The sequence below is a fragment of the Streptomyces sp. Je 1-79 genome (assembly GCF_025195125.1).
Classification (GTDB): domain Bacteria; phylum Actinomycetota; class Actinomycetes; order Streptomycetales; family Streptomycetaceae; genus Streptomyces.
The window spans coordinates 251,352-267,045 of the sequence record NZ_JAMGSL010000003.1 but is presented as its reverse complement, the minus strand read 5'-3'; the positions used below and the strand labels follow the sequence as shown (position 1 = coordinate 267,045).

Genomic DNA, 15,694 nt, shown 5'->3' with positions numbered 1-15,694 from the left:
TAGCTTCCGCTTTCAGGCTCCGAAGTCCGCTTGACTCAAACTCGGGGTTACCCGCTCACCTGAGCGGCTTCTTGAGCATCTGCGTTCAACTCTTGAACGCAAGAGGGGTGGCACCCAGTGCCACCCCTCCATAAGTACAACGCCTCGTAATCTGCTCATCTGAGCACCACCCCTATCAAGGGTGGCGAGGATCACGCCGTACGAACGGCGTGATTCCCACGATCCGGACGGCCGGGTTCACCCCCCGGACGTGTCCGACTCGGCCTCCTCGCCGACGCCCGCACAGTCGTACGGGTCCTTCAACCAGCCGTCCGGCAGCACCACTCGGTTGTTGCCCGCCGTACGGCCCCGGGGACCGTCCGCGCCCGTCGGCCACGTCTGGTCCAGGTCCAGCTCGCTCAACTGAGCGCTCAGCTCGTCCAGGGACGAGGTGATCGCCAGCTTCTTGCGCATCTCGGAACCGACCGAGAAGCCCTTCAGGTACCAGGCCACGTGCTTGCGGAAGTCGATGACACCGCGCGACTCGTCCCCGAGCCACTCGCCGAGCAGCCGGGCGTGCCGCACCATCGCGTCCGCGACCTCGCGCAGCCCCGGCTGGGCGAGGTACCCGTCAGGGGTCTCGCCCCCGGCGCCCGTGCCCTCGAAGCCCGCCACCAGGTCGGCGAAGAGCCACGGCCGCCCCAGGCAGCCGCGCCCCACGACGACACCGTCGCAGCCGGTCTCGCGCATCATCCGCAGCGCGTCGTCCGCGGACCAGATGTCGCCGTTGCCGAGCACCGGGATCTCCGGCACGTGCTCCTTGAGCCGCGCGATGGCGTCCCAGTCAGCGGTGCCTCCGTAGTGCTGCGCCGCCGTCCGGCCGTGCAGGGCGATCGCCGTGACGCCCTCCTCGACCGCGATCCGGCCCGCGTCCAGGTAGGTGATGTGGTCGTCGTCGATGCCCTTGCGCATCTTCATCGTGACCGGCAGGGCGCCCGCGTTCGTCACGGCCTCGTGCAGGATCGCGCGCAGCAGCGGCCGCTTGTACGGGAGGGCCGAGCCGCCGCCCTTGCGGGTCACCTTCGGGACCGGGCAGCCGAAGTTCAGGTCGATGTGGTCGGCCAGGTCCTCGTCCACGATCATCCGGACGGCCTTGCCGACAGTGACGGGGTCGACGCCGTACAGCTGGATCGACCGCGGCTTCTCGCTCTCGTCGAAGCGGATGAGCTGCATGGTCTTCTCGTTGCGCTCGACCAGCGCCCGCGTCGTGATCATCTCGCTCACGAAGAGGCCCTTGCCGCCGGAGTACTCACGGCAGAGGGTGCGGAAGGGGGCGTTGGTGATGCCGGCCATCGGCGCGAGCACCACCGGGGGCTGCACGATGTGCGGCCCGATGGCGAGAGGGGAGAACACGGTCATTCAGCCATTGTCGCGCACTGCGCCACTCCTTAGGGGGTCTCTTGTGGATCAGGCCGGGCTCGCGACGCCTGGCACGCCCTCCCCCGTAGCCCTTCGGGCACGGGAGGTGCCCCCACGCCGCGTTGTCGTCAGTCGCCGACGCCCCGCGTCGACTCTCCCCCTGCCTTCGGCGGGGGGACCCCCATCCTCCGCCTTGCGATCGCACGCACCAGACGCCGCTCCCTGATCAGTCCTGATCCACAAGACACCCCCTCGGCAGCCGTACGATCCGGACATGCCCGAGCTCACATCCGCGCCGCTCAGCCGGGACCGGAAGCGGGTCGTCCTCGCGATCTGCTGCATGAGCCTGCTGATCGTCAGCCTGGACAACACCGTGCTGAACGTCGCGCTCCCCGCCATGCAGCGCGACCTGCACGCCTCCGTCTCCGGCCTGCAGTGGACCATCGACGCCTACACCCTGGTCCTGGCCTCCCTGCTGATGTTCGCCGGCTCCACCGCCGACCGGATCGGCCGCCGGAAGGTCTTCGTGGCCGGGCTGGTCGTCTTCACCCTCGGCTCGCTCCTCTGCTCGCTCGCGCCCAGCCTGGAGACGCTGGTGGCCTTCCGGATGATCCAGGCGGTCGGCGGCTCGATGCTGAACCCCGTCGCCATGTCGATCATCACCAACACCTTCACCGAGCCCGCCGAACGCGCCAGGGCCATCGGGCTCTGGGGCGGGGTGGTCGGCGTCTCCATGGCGGCCGGCCCGGTGGTCGGCGGACTGCTCGTCGACTCGGTGGGCTGGCGCGCCGTGTTCTGGATCAACCTGCCGGTCGGCCTCGCCGCGCTGCTGCTGACCCTGCGCTACGTCCCCGAGTCCAAGGCGCCCAGGCCCCGCCGCTCCGACCCGGTCGGCCAGCTGCTGGTCGCCGCGTTCCTCGGCTCGCTCACGTACGCGATCATCGAGAGCAGCCTCCCCTTCGCCGGCGTCGCGCTGGCCTCGCTCGCCGGGCTGCTGCTGTACGAACCCAGGCGCCGGGAGCCCCTGATCGACCTGCGGTTCTTCCGGAGCGCTCCGTTCAGCGGCGCCACGATCATCGCCGTCTGCGCGTTCGCCGCCCTCGGCGGCTTCCTCTTCCTGAACACGCTGTACCTCCAGAACGTGCGGGGGCTCTCCGCCCTGGACGCGGGCCTGTACATGCTGCCGATGGCGTCCATGACCCTGGTCTTCGCCCCGCTCTCCGGGCGGCTCGTCGGGGCCCGCGGGCCGCGCCTGCCCCTGCTGATCGCGGGAACGGCGATGGCGGCCGGCTGCCTGCCCTTCGCCGCCTTCGAGGCCGAGACGCACGATCCGATGCTCTTCGCCGGGTACGTGGTCTTCGGGGTCGGCTTCGGCATGGTGAACGCGCCGATCACGAACACCGCCGTCTCGGGCATGCCCCGCTCCCAGGCCGGGGTGGCGTCGGCCGTGGCGTCCACCAGCCGGCAGATCGGCCAGACGCTCGGCGTCGCCGTCGTGGGCGCCGTCCTGGCCGCCGGGGTCGGCACGCTGTCCCGTACGGACGACTTCGTCGCGGCGAGCAGGGCCGGCTACTGGATCATGACCGGCTGCGGTCTCTGCGTCCTCCTGGTCGGGGCGCTGACCAGTGGGAAGTGGGCGACGGCGACGGCCGAGCGGACGGCGCGACGGCTGGAGGCGGAGGAGACTCAGGCGCCGGCGGGAGCGGCCTCCGCCTCCTCCTGACGCGCGAGCCGCAGAAGCCGGTCCAGGCCCGCCCGGGACTCCTGGTCCAGCGGTACGTACGCCACCGGAGGCGGCCCGGAGGTCGGCCCGAGCCACATGTCGGTGTGGCGCCAGGTGCAGGGGGCCGTCGACGTCGCCCTCCCCACCATCGAACACGACTGTCGGCCGGTCCGGCGATGCTGGAGCTGGGTCGTCGCCGGTTACGGACTCGCGTACGCCGTGCTGCTCGTCCTCGGCGGGCGGCTCGGCGACCTCATCGGCCGCCGCCGGCTCTTCCTGGCCGGCATGGCCGCGCCCGTCCTGACCTCGCCGGCGTGCGGGCAGTGGTCCTGACCGCACTCCTGAGCCTGCGTCTGCCACGCGTCGTGAACTAGTCCCAGGAGGAAGACGTGCGTGGGCCCAGGCCCGCGCGTGGTGAGCCAGGAGGAAGACGTGCGTGGGCCCAGGCCCGCGCGTGGTGAGCCAGGAGGAAGACGCGCGTGGGCCCGGGTCACGGCAGGTGACCCGGGCCCACGTCGTCGTACCGGCTGTGACTACTCCTGGCCGTCCGTGGTGTCGGCGGTGGCGGTCTCGGCGCCTTCGGCGCCCGTCGCGCGCTCGCGCATCTTCCTCAGCAGCTCCTGCTTCTGGTCGACGGCGGCCCTGCGGTCGGCGTTGCTGCTCTGGACGGCGCCCTGCTGGTCGCCGCGGGACAGCTTCTTGCGCTGTCCGCCGACGCCGAGCAGGTTGTTACGGCCCTTGGCCATGGGGTTCTCCCATTGATGAGAAGTGGTGAGGGGATCGTCCGGCGGGGGCGGGCGTCGAGGCCCGCCGCGCTCTCACTCGTAGATCTGGAAGAACGAAGACATGCCGTAGACGCTACCCCGCCCAGGCCCCCGGTCACACCGATTTCCTCCGCGCCGCCCATACGAATGACAAAGATTGAAATCTGTCAGCCGTCATGCCATAGTTGTCTCGTGCCGCTCCCCGTCACTCCGACTCCCTCCCGAGGAGACCCCATGACCTCCCGAACCCTCCCCGCCCTCCCCACCCGCCGCCTCGGCGCCACCGGCCCCCAGGTCTCCGCCATCGGCCTCGGTTGCATGGGCATGTCCGCGCTGTACGGCGAGAGCGACCGCACCGAGTCGATCGCGACCATCCACGCCGCGCTCGACGCCGGCGTCACGCTCCTCGACACGGGCGACTTCTACGGGATGGGGCACAACGAGCTCTTGATCAACGAAGCGCTGCGCACGGCCCCCGCGGCCGCCCGCGAGCAGGCACTGACCAGCGTGAAGTTCGGCGCCCTGCGCACGGTCGAGGGCGGCTTCACCGGCTATGACGGGCGCCCCGCCGCGGTGAAGAACTTCGCGGCGTACTCCCTCCAGCGCCTCGGCACCGACCACATCGACATCTACCGGATCGCCCGCGTCGACCCCGGCGTCCCGATCGAGGAGACGGTCGGCGCGATCGCCGAGCTGGTCGAGGCGGGACACGTCCGCCACATCGGCATCTCCGAGGTCGGCGCGGACACGCTGCGCCGCGCGGCGGCAGTCGCCCCGATCGCCGACCTCCAGATCGAGTACTCCCTGATATCCCGCTCCATCGAGGAGAAGATCCTCCCGGCCGCCCGCGAGCTGGGCATCGGCGTCACGGCGTACGGCGTCCTCTCGCGCGGCCTGATCAGCGGCCACTTCACCCGTGACCGCGAGCTCGCCCCCGGCGACTTCCGGGGCATGAGTCCCCGCTTCCAGGGGGAGAACCTGCACCGGAACCTGGACCTGGTGGACCAGCTGCGCGCGATCGCCGAGGCCAAGGGCGTGACGGTCGCCCAGACCGCCATCGCCTGGGTCCTCGCCCAGGGGCCCCTCCAGGGCGTCGACATCGTGCCGCTGATCGGCGCCCGCCGCCGGGACCGGCTCACGGAGGCCCTCGGCTCCCTGGACGTCACGCTGGACGCCGCCGACCTGGCCGCGATCGAGCGGGCGGTCCCCGCGGGCGCGGCGGCCGGCGAGCGTTACCCGGCGGCCCAGATGGCCCACCTGGACAGCGAGCACTGACCCGGCGTTCGGCTGACAGGTACTGTCATCCCATGCCCACCGAGACCCTGACCGCAGAGCGCATCCTCGAAGCCACCGAGGAGGTACTGCGGCGGTACGGCCCGGCGAAGGCGACAGTGGTGGACGTGGCCCGGGTCCTCGGCGTCAGCCACGGCAGCGTCTACCGCCACTTCCGCACGAAGGCGGCGCTCCGGGAGGCCGTGACGGCGCGCTGGCTGTCCCGTACGGAAGCCGCGCTCGCCGAGCTGACCGGCTCCACGGACCGGCCGGCCCCCCAGAAGCTCCGCGCCTGGTTCGCCGAGCTCTTCGAGGCCAAGCGCCACAAGGCCGGTGACGACCCAGAGCTGTTCGCCACCTACGAGGTCCTGCTCGACGAGAACAGCGGAGTGGTCGAGGACCATCTGGGCGTCCTGGTCGGCCAGGTGCGCGAGATCGTCGAGGAGGGTGTCCGGGAGGCCGAGTTCACCGCCCCCGACGCCGACGGCACGGCCCGGGCGCTCTTCTCCGCCACCGCCCGGTTCCACGATCCGGCCTACGCCCCGGAGTGGCAGCGGCCCACGATCCAGGCGGAGTTCGACGCGGTGGTGGACCTGCTGCTGCGCGGCCTGCGCCCGTGAGCCCCAGGCATGGGGAAGCCCCTGGTTCCACGGAGACGAGGAAGCCCCCGGTTCCGTCGGAACCGGGGGCTTCCTCGTACGAGCCGTACGAGCCGTACGAACCGTGCGACCGTCAGCAGCCGAGCAGGCGGCTGCCCAGGTAGCCCTGGATCTGGTCGAGGGAGACGCGCTCCTGCTTCATGGTGTCGCGCTCGCGCACGGTCACCGCGTTGTCGTCCAGGGTGTCGAAGTCGACCGTGACGCAGAACGGCGTGCCGATCTCGTCCTGGCGGCGGTAGCGGCGGCCGATGGCGCCCGCGTCGTCGAACTCGATGTTCCAGTTCTGCCGCAGGTCGGCGGCGAGGCCCTTGGCCTTCGGCGACAGCTGCGCGTTCCGGGAGAGCGGCAGGACGGCGACCTTGACCGGCGCGATGCGCGGGTCGAGGCGCATCACGGTGCGCTTCTCCATGACGCCCTTGGCGTTCGGGGCCTCGTCCTCGTTGTACGCGTCGAGCATGAACGCCAGCATCGTCCGGCCGACACCGGCCGCCGGCTCGATGACGTACGGGGTCCAGCGCTCCTGCGCATCCTGGTCGAAGTAGAGCAGGTCGTTGCCGGAGGCCTTGGAGTGAGCCTTCAGGTCGTAGTCGGTGCGGTTGGCGACGCCCTCGAGCTCGCCCCACTCGCTGCCGCCGAACTGGAAGCGGTACTCGATGTCGGCGGTGCGCTTGGAGTAGTGGGAGAGCTTCTCCTGCGGGTGCTCGAACCAGCGCATGTTCTCCTCACGGAGACCCAGGCCGGTGTACCAGTTCCAGCGCTGCTCCATCCAGTACTCGTGCCACTGCTCGTCCTCGCCCGGCTTGACGAAGAACTCCATCTCCATCTGCTCGAACTCGCGGGTGCGGAAGATGAAGTTGCCCGGAGTGATCTCGTTCCGGAAGGACTTGCCCATCTGCGCGATGCCGAACGGCGGCTTCTTGCGCGAGGTCTGATGCACCTGGCCGAAGTTGGTGAAGATGCCCTGGGCGGTCTCGGGGCGCAGGTAGGCGACCGAGCCGGAGTCCTGGGTCGGGCCGAGGTGGGTGGAGAGCAGACCCGAGAACTGCTTGGGCTCGGTGAAGGTGCCCTTGTTGCCACAGTTGGGGCAGTTGAGGTCGGTGAGGCCGTTCTCCGGGAGGCGGCCGTGCTTCTCCTCGTACGCCTCCTCCAGGTGGTCGGCGCGGTAGCGCTTGTGGCAGGAGGTGCACTCGGTCAGCGGGTCGGTGAAGGTGGCGACGTGCCCCGAGGCCTCCCAGACCTCGGTGGCCAGGATCACCGACGAGTCGATGCCGACGACGTCCTCGCGCGCGGTGACCATGTAACGCCACCACTGACGCTTGATGTTCTCCTTGAGTTCGACACCCAGCGGGCCGTAGTCCCAGGCGGCTTTCTGGCCGCCGTAGATCTCACTGCACGGGTAGACGAAGCCACGGCGCTTGCTCAGGCTGACGATGGTGTCGATCTTGTCGGCGGCCACGGTGCTCTCTTCATTACGACGACGAAGTGCGAATGCTTCAGGTTACCGGCGCCCGCACCCCCCGTATCAAATCGGTCCGGCCTTCCCCGCGCACGCGGACGGGCCCGACCGGGCGTGGCCGGGAACACAGGAAGGACAATTGACAATCGTTTCCAGTTTTGTTGAAAATGAGTGTCATGAACGTACGCCGCCTGATACCCACCACCGCCGTCGCCGGAGCGGTCGCGCTCGGTCTCGTCACCCTGTCCGCGTGCTCCGGGACGTCCGACGCCGCCGACAAGGCGGGCGGCCGGCTCAGCGTGGTGGCGTCGTTCTATCCCATGCAGTACCTGGCCGAGCAGATAGGCGGCGAGCACGTCTCCGTCGACACGCTCACCGCACCGGGCGTCGAGCCGCACGACCTGGAGCTCAAGCCGAGGCAGATCGGCGAGCTCGGCGAGGCCGACGTCATCCTCTACCTCAAGGGCGTCCAGCCCGCCGTCGACGACGCGATCAAGCAGGCGGGCGTCGAGCACACCGTCGACGCCGCGGACCTCACCACGCTGGAGAAGCACGGCACCGGGGGCGGCCACGACCACGGCGCCGAGGAGCACGGTCACGCGGAGGAGGGCCACGAGCACGGCCACGAGTCCGAGGCCGGTGCCGACCCGCACATCTGGCTCGACCCGGTGAAGTACGCCGAGGTCGCCAAGGGCGTCGGCGCCTCCCTGGAGAAGGCCGACCCGGACCACGCCGCCGACTACAAGAAGAACACCGACGCCCTGGTGAAGAAGCTCGGCGACCTGGACAAGGCGTTCGCGACCGGTCTGAAGAACACCACCACCAAGACCTTCATCACCACGCACTCCGCCTTCGGCTACCTCGCCGAGCGTTACGGCCTGGACCAGGAGGGCATCACCGGCATCGACCCCGAGTCCGAGCCGAGCCCCGCCCGCGTCAAGGAGCTCCAGTCCGTCGCGGAGAAGGAGAAGGTCTCCACCGTCTTCTTCGAGACGCTCGCCAGCGACAAGACCGCGAAGACCCTCGCGTCCGACACCGGTCTCAGGACCGACGTCCTGGACCCGCTGGAGGGAATCACGGACGCGTCCAAGGGCGATGACTACATCGAGGTCATGCAGTCCAACCTCGCCGCGCTGAAGAAGGCCCTCGGCGCGAAGTGACCCACGCACAGCAGGAGGCACCCGTGACCGCGCCCGTCATCTCCGTCCGCGGAGCCACGGCGACCCTCGGCTCGCGCCCCGTCCTGCGCGGCATCGACCTCGCCGTGCACTCCGGCGAGGTCGTCGCGCTGCTCGGCGCCAACGGCTCCGGCAAGTCCACCGCCGTCCGCGCCGTCATCGGCCAGGTGCCGCTGACCGGCGGGGCGATCTCCCTCTTCGGCACCGAGCAGAAGCGGTTCCGCCAGTGGGCCCGCGTCGGCTACGTACCGCAGCGCACCACCGCCGCCTCCGGTGTCCCCGCCACGATCCGCGAGGTCGTCACCTCCGGCCGGCTTTCCCGCCGCCCGTTCGGCCTGCTGACCAGGGCCGACCGGAACGCGGTCGACCGGGCCATCGGCCTCGTCGGCCTCGCCGACCGCGCCAAGGACGCGGTGTGCGCCCTCTCCGGCGGCCAGCACCAGCGCGTCCTGATCGCCCGCGCGCTCGCCTCCGAGCCCGAGCTGCTGATCATGGACGAGCCGATGGCCGGCGTCGACCTCGCCAGCCAGGAGATCCTCGCCGCCACCCTGCGCGAGCAGGTCGCCGGCGGCACCAGCGTCCTGCTCGTGCTGCACGAGCTGGGGCCGCTGGAGCCGCTGATCGACCGGGCCGTGGTGCTCCGCGACGGCTGTGTCGTCCACGACGGCCCGCCGCCACAGGCCGTCGGCCAGCACGCCCTGCCCGGCCACGACCACGTCCATCCGCACGCGGCCGGTGAGCCGCTCCGTACGGGTCTGCTGACCTGAGGAAGCTGACCTGATCATGGAATTCCTCGAACCCGCCTTCATGCAGCGGGCGCTGCTCGCGGCCGTCCTCGTCGGCATCACCGCGCCCGCCGTCGGCATCTTCCTCGTCCAGCGCCGCCAGGCCCTGATGGGCGACGGCATCGGCCATGTCGCCATGACCGGTGTCGGCCTCGGCTTCCTGCTGAACAGCAGTCCGGTGTGGATGGCCACCCTGGTCGCCGTCGCCGGCGCCGTCCTCATGGAGCTGATCCGGACGTACGGGCGCACCCGCGGCGACCTCGCGCTCGCCCTGCTCTTCTACGGCGGCATGGCGGGCGGCGTCATGCTGATCCAGGTCGGCGGCGGCTCCAACGCCAACCTGCTCTCGTACCTCTTCGGCTCCCTCTCCACGGTGTCGTCGGAGGACGTCACCGCGATCGCCGTACTGGCCGCCTTCGTCGTCCTCGTCACCCTCGGCCTGCGCCGCCAGCTCTTCGCGGTCAGCCAGGACGAGGAGTTCGCCCGGGTGACCGGACTGCCGGTGCGCGCCCTCAACCTGCTCGTCGCGATCACGGCGGCCGTGACCGTCACGGTCGCGATGCGGGTCGTCGGCCTGCTGCTCGTCAGCGCGCTGATGGTGGTCCCGGTGGCAGCGGCACAGCAGCTGACCCGCTCCTTCCGTGCGACGTTCGTCCTCGCGATCGTCATCGGGACGGGTGTCACGCTGACGGGCACCGTCACCACGTACTACCAGGACCTGCCGCCCGGCTCGCTCATCGTGCTGCTCGCGATCGCCGTCTTCGTCGTCCTCACGGCGCTCGCCGCCCCCCTGGCCAGGCGCCGGGCCCGGGCCGCCGAGGCCGCCGCCTCCGCCGCGTCGCCGTCCTCGGCCGAGTGCGACATGGCCGTTCCGCGGACGCGGCGACCCACGGACGACGCCAGGGTCTAGCAGCCTGGCAGAATGGCGGGGGCGACGACATCACTAGGAGACCCCGTGGCGACGGCAGGACCCCCCGTACGCGGCCGCTCGACCAAGCAGCGGGCCGCAGTGTCGGCGGCACTGAACGAGGTGGACGAGTTCCGCAGCGCCCAGGAGCTGCACGACATGCTCAAGCACCGCGGTGATTCCGTGGGCCTCACGACCGTGTACCGAACGCTCCAGTCCCTCGCGGACGCGGGCGAGGTCGACGCCCTGCGCACCAGCGAGGGCGAGACGGTCTACCGCCGCTGCTCGACGGGCGACCACCACCACCACCTCGTCTGCCGCGTCTGCGGCCGCGCGGTCGAGGTGGAGGGCCCGGCGGTGGAGCAGTGGGCGGAGACCATCGCGGCGGAGCACGGATTCGTGAACGTGGCGCACACGGTCGAGATCTTCGGCACGTGCGCGGAGTGCGCGGCCAAGTAGACCCTCAGCCGATACGGAAGGGCCCGCACCGGATCGCTCCGGTGCGGGCCCTTCCGCATCGGTCGACGGGCCCTTCCGCACGCGCCGACGGGCCCTTCCGTACGCGTCGAAAGGCCCTTCCGGATCCGTCGACGGGCCCCTTCCGTATCCGTCGGCGGGCTTCCGTACGCGTCGACGGGCCGTGACCGTAGCCGCGCCCGCGCGCCCCGTTACCCTGGCCCCCACTGGTGGGGTGGCCGGGAGGGGTGGGGTACGGGTGGAGCCGGTTTCGGAGGACGCGTCGCTGCTCGCGTTGCTCGGTCTCGACGCCGAACAGGACAGTGTCTACCGGCTCCTGGTGGACCGGCCGGACAGCGATCCCGCCGCTCTCGGCCACCCCACGGCGGCCCCGGAGATGGTCCTGCGCGCCCTGACGGGGCTCGTCGAGCGCGGGCTCGCCAGCGCCGAGCGGGACGGGGGCGCCGTGCGGTACCGGGCGGCCTCCCCCGTCCTCGCGCTCGGGCCGCTCCTGGAGTCCCGCCGCACCTCACTGCACCGCGTCGAGCACTTCGTCACCGAACTCGCCGAACGGCACCGCGCCGCCCACACCCGGACCTACGGCGCGCCCGTCGAGGTCCTCTCGGGCGCCGCCGCCATCCGGCGCCGGCTCGTCGCGATGCAGCGCGAGGCACGGTACGAGGTCCGCTCGCTGGTCCCGGCGATGCCGGCGCCCGCCGTCATCACCTTCGAGGACAACCTCGACGAGGTCGAGCGGGACTCGATGCGACGGGGCCTGACCGTGAAGTCCGTCGTGGCCAGGTCCTGGCTGGAGGACGCCCACGCCGCGCACTGGCTCGCGGAGCTCGCCGCGGACGGCCAGCAGATCGCGGTCACCGACGAGTTGCCGATCAAGCTGATCATCATGGACAGGGAGTGCGCGCTGCTTCCGCTGGATCCCGAGCGCGACGAGACGGAGGAGCCGGTGGCGCTCGTGGTGCACCGCAGCGGGCTGCTGACCGCGCTGGTCTCGCTCTTCGAGCAGTACTTCGAGAGAGGCTGGCGGCTCAGCACGGCGGCCGGGAGACAGCGGACGGCGGACGGCGCGGGGCGGCTCGACCCGGTGGACCGGCAGATCCTCGCGCTGCTCCATGTCGGTCTCACCGACTCGGCCATCGCCCGCCAGCTGGGCATGGGGCACCGTACGGTGCAACGGCGCCTGCACACGCTGATGGAGGCGGTGGGCGCGGCGACCCGCTTCCAACTCGGCTGGCACGCGGCCGTCTCGGGCTGGCTGGACCCGCGCCCGGCCGGCCGCTGAGCCATCTACGCCGTCTTGGCCCGGTCTCCGGCGCCTTGACCCGGCTTCAACCCGTCCTGCCGTAGGCGCCTTTACGCCTGGGCGGCTTCACGCCACGCCCTCTCCCTTGTAAGCGGAACCTGCCGTACCGAACGATCGACCCCATCAGTCGCGAGGGCCACCAGCCCTCGCGAACGTGTGTGATGGGGAGACTTCGTGAGAACACAACGGATCCGTCGGATCCTGGCCACCGGCGTCGTCGCCGCGGCAACCGGTTCAGTCCTGTTGGCCGTTCCCGCCCAGGCGCAGGAAGGGGGGCCGGAGACCCCGGCCGCGACCCTGCCCACCACCCCGGTCGCGCCCCGCATGACGCAGGGCCTCGACTCCGCGCCCCGCGCGGGCACCCCGGCCGACGCGGCCCGCGCCCACCTCAAGGCGCACGAGACGACCTACCGGGTCCCCGTCTCCGAACTGACGACGGTGCGCACGACCAGGTCCGGGGCCCAGTCCTCGGTCCGTTTCCAGCAGAGGCGGGGCGGCGTCCCGGTGTTCGGCGCCGAGTACGCCGTACAGACCGAGGCGGCGGACGGCGGCGAGCAGGTCGTCTCCGCGACCGGCACGCTCTACCCGGAGCTGACCGTCTCCACCACGCCCGAGGTCTCCGAAGCCGCCGCCCGGCAGCGGATGTTCACCCTCGACCCGGACCTCTCCGGTGTCGAGGGCGGCGGGACCGAGAGCCACGGTCTGACCGTGCTGCCCGGCTCCGGCGGCGGCCGCCTCGCCTGGCACTTCACCGTCAGCGGCGCGAAGGCGGACGGCTCCCCGGTCCGCCAGGAGGTGTTCGTCGACGCGCACGTGGGCGGTATCGCGCTCTCCTACGACAACATCGACGCCGCCGCCGTCTCGCCGGCCCACGGCACGGGCGTGAAGGTGGACGGCGCCGAGGAGCGGATCGAGATCGACAAGGAGGCCGACGGCTCGTACACGCTCGTCGACTCCTCGCGCGCGATGTTCGCGAAGGCCGGCGGCCAGATCCGTACGTACGACGCGAACCGCAAGAGCTACCTCGATGTCGCGAACGGCCCGGTCACGGAGGACGTCAAGGTCGTCTCCTCACCGACCGACCGCTTCTCGGGGACCGCCACCACCTCCGGCGCGGTGGACGCCCATCTGAACGCCGGGAAGGTCTACGAGTACTTCAAGCACGAGGTCGGCCGCGACGGCATCGACGGCAAGGGCGGCACGATCCACTCGGTCGTGAACGTCGCCCAGGGCGGCAAGGACTACGCCAACGCCTTCTGGGACGGCACCAAGATGGTGTACGGCCACATGGCCGGAGTCCCGCTCTCGGTCGGCCTCGACGTCGTCGGCCACGAGATGACCCACGGCGTGACCGAGCACAGCGCCGGACTCGTCTACCTCAACCAGTCGGGCGCCCTCAACGAGGCGATATCCGACTACTTCGGCAACGCCATGGAGACCGCCGACAAGGGCGTCGCCATGTCCGACCCGACCTCGGGCCTCATCGGCGAGTACCTCTGCAACGGCACCAAGCCGCTCGCCGAGTGCGCGCTGCGCGACATGAACGACGGCCGGGTCGCGGGCGAGGACTACCTGCCCGCCTCGCTCGACATCGACAACGGCGGTGTCCACCTCAACTCCACGATCGTCTCCGGCGCACTGTGGGACATGCGGAAGAGCCTGGACCCGGCGCTCGCGGACAAGATCGTCTACCGGGCTGCGCAGAACTACCTGACCCCGCTCTCCGGCTTCTCGGACATGCGGAACGCGGTCACCCTCGCCGCGAAGTCGCTCAAGGTCTCCCGCGCCGACCGCGAGGCGATCGCCGACGCCTTCGACGCCCACGGCATCGTGGAGGGCTGGGAGCGCAGGTCCGGCACCCAGGACGGCATGACGCTCGCCCGTGACGTCCTGCCCGCGTACGAGGTGTACAGCGGGGTCGACGAGCAGGCGGCGCAGATCAGCGGCGACGTCTACGCGATCGGCCACGGCGACCCGATCGCCTGGAACGCGAGCAGCGCGGACTTCGGCATCACGGTCGGCCGCTTCGGGAAGGGGCACGGCCACGGGTGGCACGGCGGCTCGCGGCACGAGCTCGCCGAGAAGAACGCCTACCTGCTCGACCCGTCGCTCGACGAGGACCGGATCGTCTTCACCCGGATCACTCCGGACTCCGTCGGCGTCTACACCGCCCGCGACCAGGGCAAGGGCCCGATCCGCAAGCTCGTGGACGGCCCGGGCGACGAGATGGAGCCCGTGACCGACGACGGCCGGCTCGCCTACATCGACAAGCAGGGCGGCGAGTCCGACGTCATGCTCCGGGAGCGCGACGGCAGCACGGTCAACCTGACCCCGGCCCCGGGCACCACCGCCGCGCGTCTGACCATGAAGCAGGGCACGGTGGCCTGGCGTGACGGCGACAACGACCACATGAACGTGTACGACATCGCCACCGGCGCCGCGCAGCGCGTGCGGATCCAGTCCTACATCTTCGGCGAGGTCACGGACGTCCAGCTCACCGAGGACCGGGTCTTCTGGCGCGAGACGACGTCGTTCCTCTTCCGCAGCGACGCGTTCTGGTCGGCGCCGCTGGGCGACCTCTCCCAGAAGAAGAGGATCGCCGGCCCGTCCCAGACGTACGGCGGCCAGTTCTCCGTCAACGACACGTACTTCGCCTACTCGACGTACGACCCCTCCGGCGCCCTCGGCGCCTGGACCGGAAAGATCGGCAAGGTGAACGTCGCCCCGGTCGCCGACGTGGTCAACGGCACCCCGGCGTACAGCAGGGTCTCCTGCTCCTCCGGCATGCAGCTGTCCCCGCAGCTCGGCGACGGGCAGCGGACGGTCTGGCTGGACACCTCGGCCGCCTCGACGGACGTCGTGACCCGGGAGTCGTTCGCGGGCACCTGCGCCTGACGAAGAAGCCCGGGCCGTACGGACAGCGTCCGTACGGCCCGGGCCCCGTCCTCGCTCAGGCCTTGTCGAGCACGGCCATGTCCGCCGGGTCCACGCCGCCGAAGCGACGGTCGCGGGAGGCGTACTCCACGCAGGCCCGCCACAGGTCACGGCGGTCGAAGTCCGGCCACAGCACGTCCTGGAAGATCATCTCCGCGTAGCTGCTCTGCCAGATCAGGTAGTTCGAGGTGCGCTGCTCGCCGCTGGGGCGCAGGAACAGGTCGACGTCCGGCATGTCCGGGTAGTAGAGGTACTTCTGGAAGGTCTTCTCGTTGACCTTCGACGGGTCCAGCTTGCCGGCGGCGACGTCACGGGCGATGGCCTGCGCCGCGTCGGCGACCTCGGCGCGACCGCCGTAGTTCACACAGAAGTACAGCGTCATCGCGTCGTTGTCGACGGTCTGCTCCTGCGCGACCTGGAGCTCCTGGACGACCGACTTCCACATCTTCGGCATGCGGCCGACCCAGCGGATCCGGATGCCCAGCTCGTCCATCTCGTCACGCCGGCGCCGGATGACGTCCCGGTTGAAGTTCATGAGGAAGCGGACCTCCTCGGGGGAACGCTTCCAGTTCTCGGTGGAGAAGGCGTAGAGGGAGAGGTTCTTCACGCCCATCTCCAGGCACCCCTTGAGCACGTCGAGGACGACTCCCTCGCCGACCTTGTGCCCCTCCGTGCGCGGCAGCCCACGCTCCTGGGCCCAGCGGCCGTTGCCGTCCATCACACAGGCGACGTGGTTCGGCACCAGCTCGGCGGGGAGCTTCGGCGGGCGCGCGCCGGACGGGTGCGGTTCCGGGGTCTTGTACTCCCGGATCTTCCGTCCGAGGATTCCGCGTCGTGCGAT

The 15,694-nt window shown here is 70.7% G+C and carries 13 protein-coding genes and 1 pseudogene; 10 read left to right on the top strand and 4 right to left on the bottom strand.

Features of this window, described 5'->3' with window-relative positions:
• Positions 1 to 237: 237 nt before the first annotated feature.
• Positions 238 to 1,398 carry a tRNA dihydrouridine synthase DusB gene (gene dusB / locus M5362_RS06580; RefSeq protein WP_260226376.1) on the bottom strand — a complete coding sequence of 387 codons (1,161 nt, stop codon included), beginning with the start codon at positions 1,396 to 1,398 and terminating at the stop codon, positions 238 to 240.
• Positions 1,399 to 1,672: 274 nt separating this feature from the next.
• Between dusB and M5362_RS06575 the strand changes: the two genes are divergently transcribed.
• Together M5362_RS06575 and M5362_RS06570 are read left to right on the top strand one after the other, a co-directional pair.
• The gene (locus M5362_RS06575; protein ID WP_260226375.1) at positions 1,673 to 3,121 is read left to right on the top strand and encodes an MFS transporter; all 1,449 of its coding nucleotides are present in this window, start codon (positions 1,673 to 1,675) and stop codon (positions 3,119 to 3,121) included.
• Between the two features lie 126 nt (positions 3,122 to 3,247).
• Positions 3,248 to 3,442: pseudogene (locus tag M5362_RS06570) on the top strand (MFS transporter); the annotation flags it as partial.
• 212 nt (positions 3,443 to 3,654) lie between these two features.
• Here M5362_RS06570 and M5362_RS06565 read toward each other — a convergent pair.
• Complete coding sequence (locus M5362_RS06565; RefSeq protein ID WP_260226374.1) at positions 3,655 to 3,867, bottom strand: DUF6243 family protein; 213 nt, start codon at positions 3,865 to 3,867, stop codon at positions 3,655 to 3,657.
• Positions 3,868 to 4,119: 252 nt separating this feature from the next.
• Here M5362_RS06565 and M5362_RS06560 point away from each other — a divergent pair, with 252 nt between their 5' ends.
• Both M5362_RS06560 and M5362_RS06555 read left to right on the top strand, forming a co-directional pair.
• Positions 4,120 to 5,160: an aldo/keto reductase gene (locus tag M5362_RS06560; protein ID WP_260226373.1), complete on the top strand. Its 1,041-nt coding sequence runs from the start codon at positions 4,120 to 4,122 to the stop codon at positions 5,158 to 5,160.
• A gap of 32 nt (positions 5,161 to 5,192) precedes the next feature.
• On the top strand, positions 5,193 to 5,777 hold the full coding sequence (locus M5362_RS06555; RefSeq protein WP_260226372.1) for a TetR family transcriptional regulator: 585 nt from the start codon (positions 5,193 to 5,195) through the stop codon (positions 5,775 to 5,777).
• 112 nt (positions 5,778 to 5,889) lie between these two features.
• Here the strand turns inward: M5362_RS06555 and M5362_RS06550 are convergent, their stop codons facing one another.
• Positions 5,890 to 7,272, bottom strand: coding sequence for a glycine--tRNA ligase (locus M5362_RS06550; RefSeq protein ID WP_260226371.1), 1,383 nt, complete (start codon positions 7,270 to 7,272; stop codon positions 5,890 to 5,892).
• Positions 7,273 to 7,448: 176 nt separating this feature from the next.
• Between M5362_RS06550 and M5362_RS06545 the strand changes: the two genes are divergently transcribed.
• The 6 genes from M5362_RS06545 (at position 7,449) to M5362_RS06520 (ending at position 14,814) form a co-directional block, all read left to right on the top strand.
• Positions 7,449 to 8,432, top strand: coding sequence for a metal ABC transporter substrate-binding protein (locus tag M5362_RS06545; protein ID WP_260226370.1), 984 nt, complete (start codon positions 7,449 to 7,451; stop codon positions 8,430 to 8,432).
• A gap of 23 nt (positions 8,433 to 8,455) precedes the next feature.
• Positions 8,456 to 9,217 (top strand): metal ABC transporter ATP-binding protein, encoded by a 762-nt coding sequence (locus M5362_RS06540; RefSeq protein ID WP_260226369.1) that lies wholly within the window; start codon positions 8,456 to 8,458, stop codon positions 9,215 to 9,217.
• A 16-nt stretch (positions 9,218 to 9,233) separates the two neighbouring features.
• Positions 9,234 to 10,145 (top strand): metal ABC transporter permease, encoded by a 912-nt coding sequence (locus tag M5362_RS06535; RefSeq protein WP_260226368.1) that lies wholly within the window; start codon positions 9,234 to 9,236, stop codon positions 10,143 to 10,145.
• Positions 10,146 to 10,190: 45 nt separating this feature from the next.
• Entirely contained in the window at positions 10,191 to 10,601 is a 411-nt protein-coding gene (locus M5362_RS06530) for a Fur family transcriptional regulator (RefSeq protein ID WP_260226367.1), read from the top strand.
• A gap of 256 nt (positions 10,602 to 10,857) precedes the next feature.
• On the top strand, positions 10,858 to 11,898 hold the full coding sequence (locus M5362_RS33120) for a helix-turn-helix transcriptional regulator (protein WP_260226366.1): 1,041 nt from the start codon (positions 10,858 to 10,860) through the stop codon (positions 11,896 to 11,898).
• Positions 11,899 to 12,093: 195 nt separating this feature from the next.
• Complete coding sequence (locus M5362_RS06520) at positions 12,094 to 14,814, top strand: M4 family metallopeptidase (RefSeq protein WP_260226365.1); 2,721 nt, start codon at positions 12,094 to 12,096, stop codon at positions 14,812 to 14,814.
• Positions 14,815 to 14,869: 55 nt separating this feature from the next.
• Here the strand turns inward: M5362_RS06520 and M5362_RS06515 are convergent, their stop codons facing one another.
• The gene (locus M5362_RS06515; protein ID WP_260226641.1) at positions 14,870 to 15,694 is read right to left on the bottom strand and encodes an isoprenyl transferase; all 825 of its coding nucleotides are present in this window, start codon (positions 15,692 to 15,694) and stop codon (positions 14,870 to 14,872) included.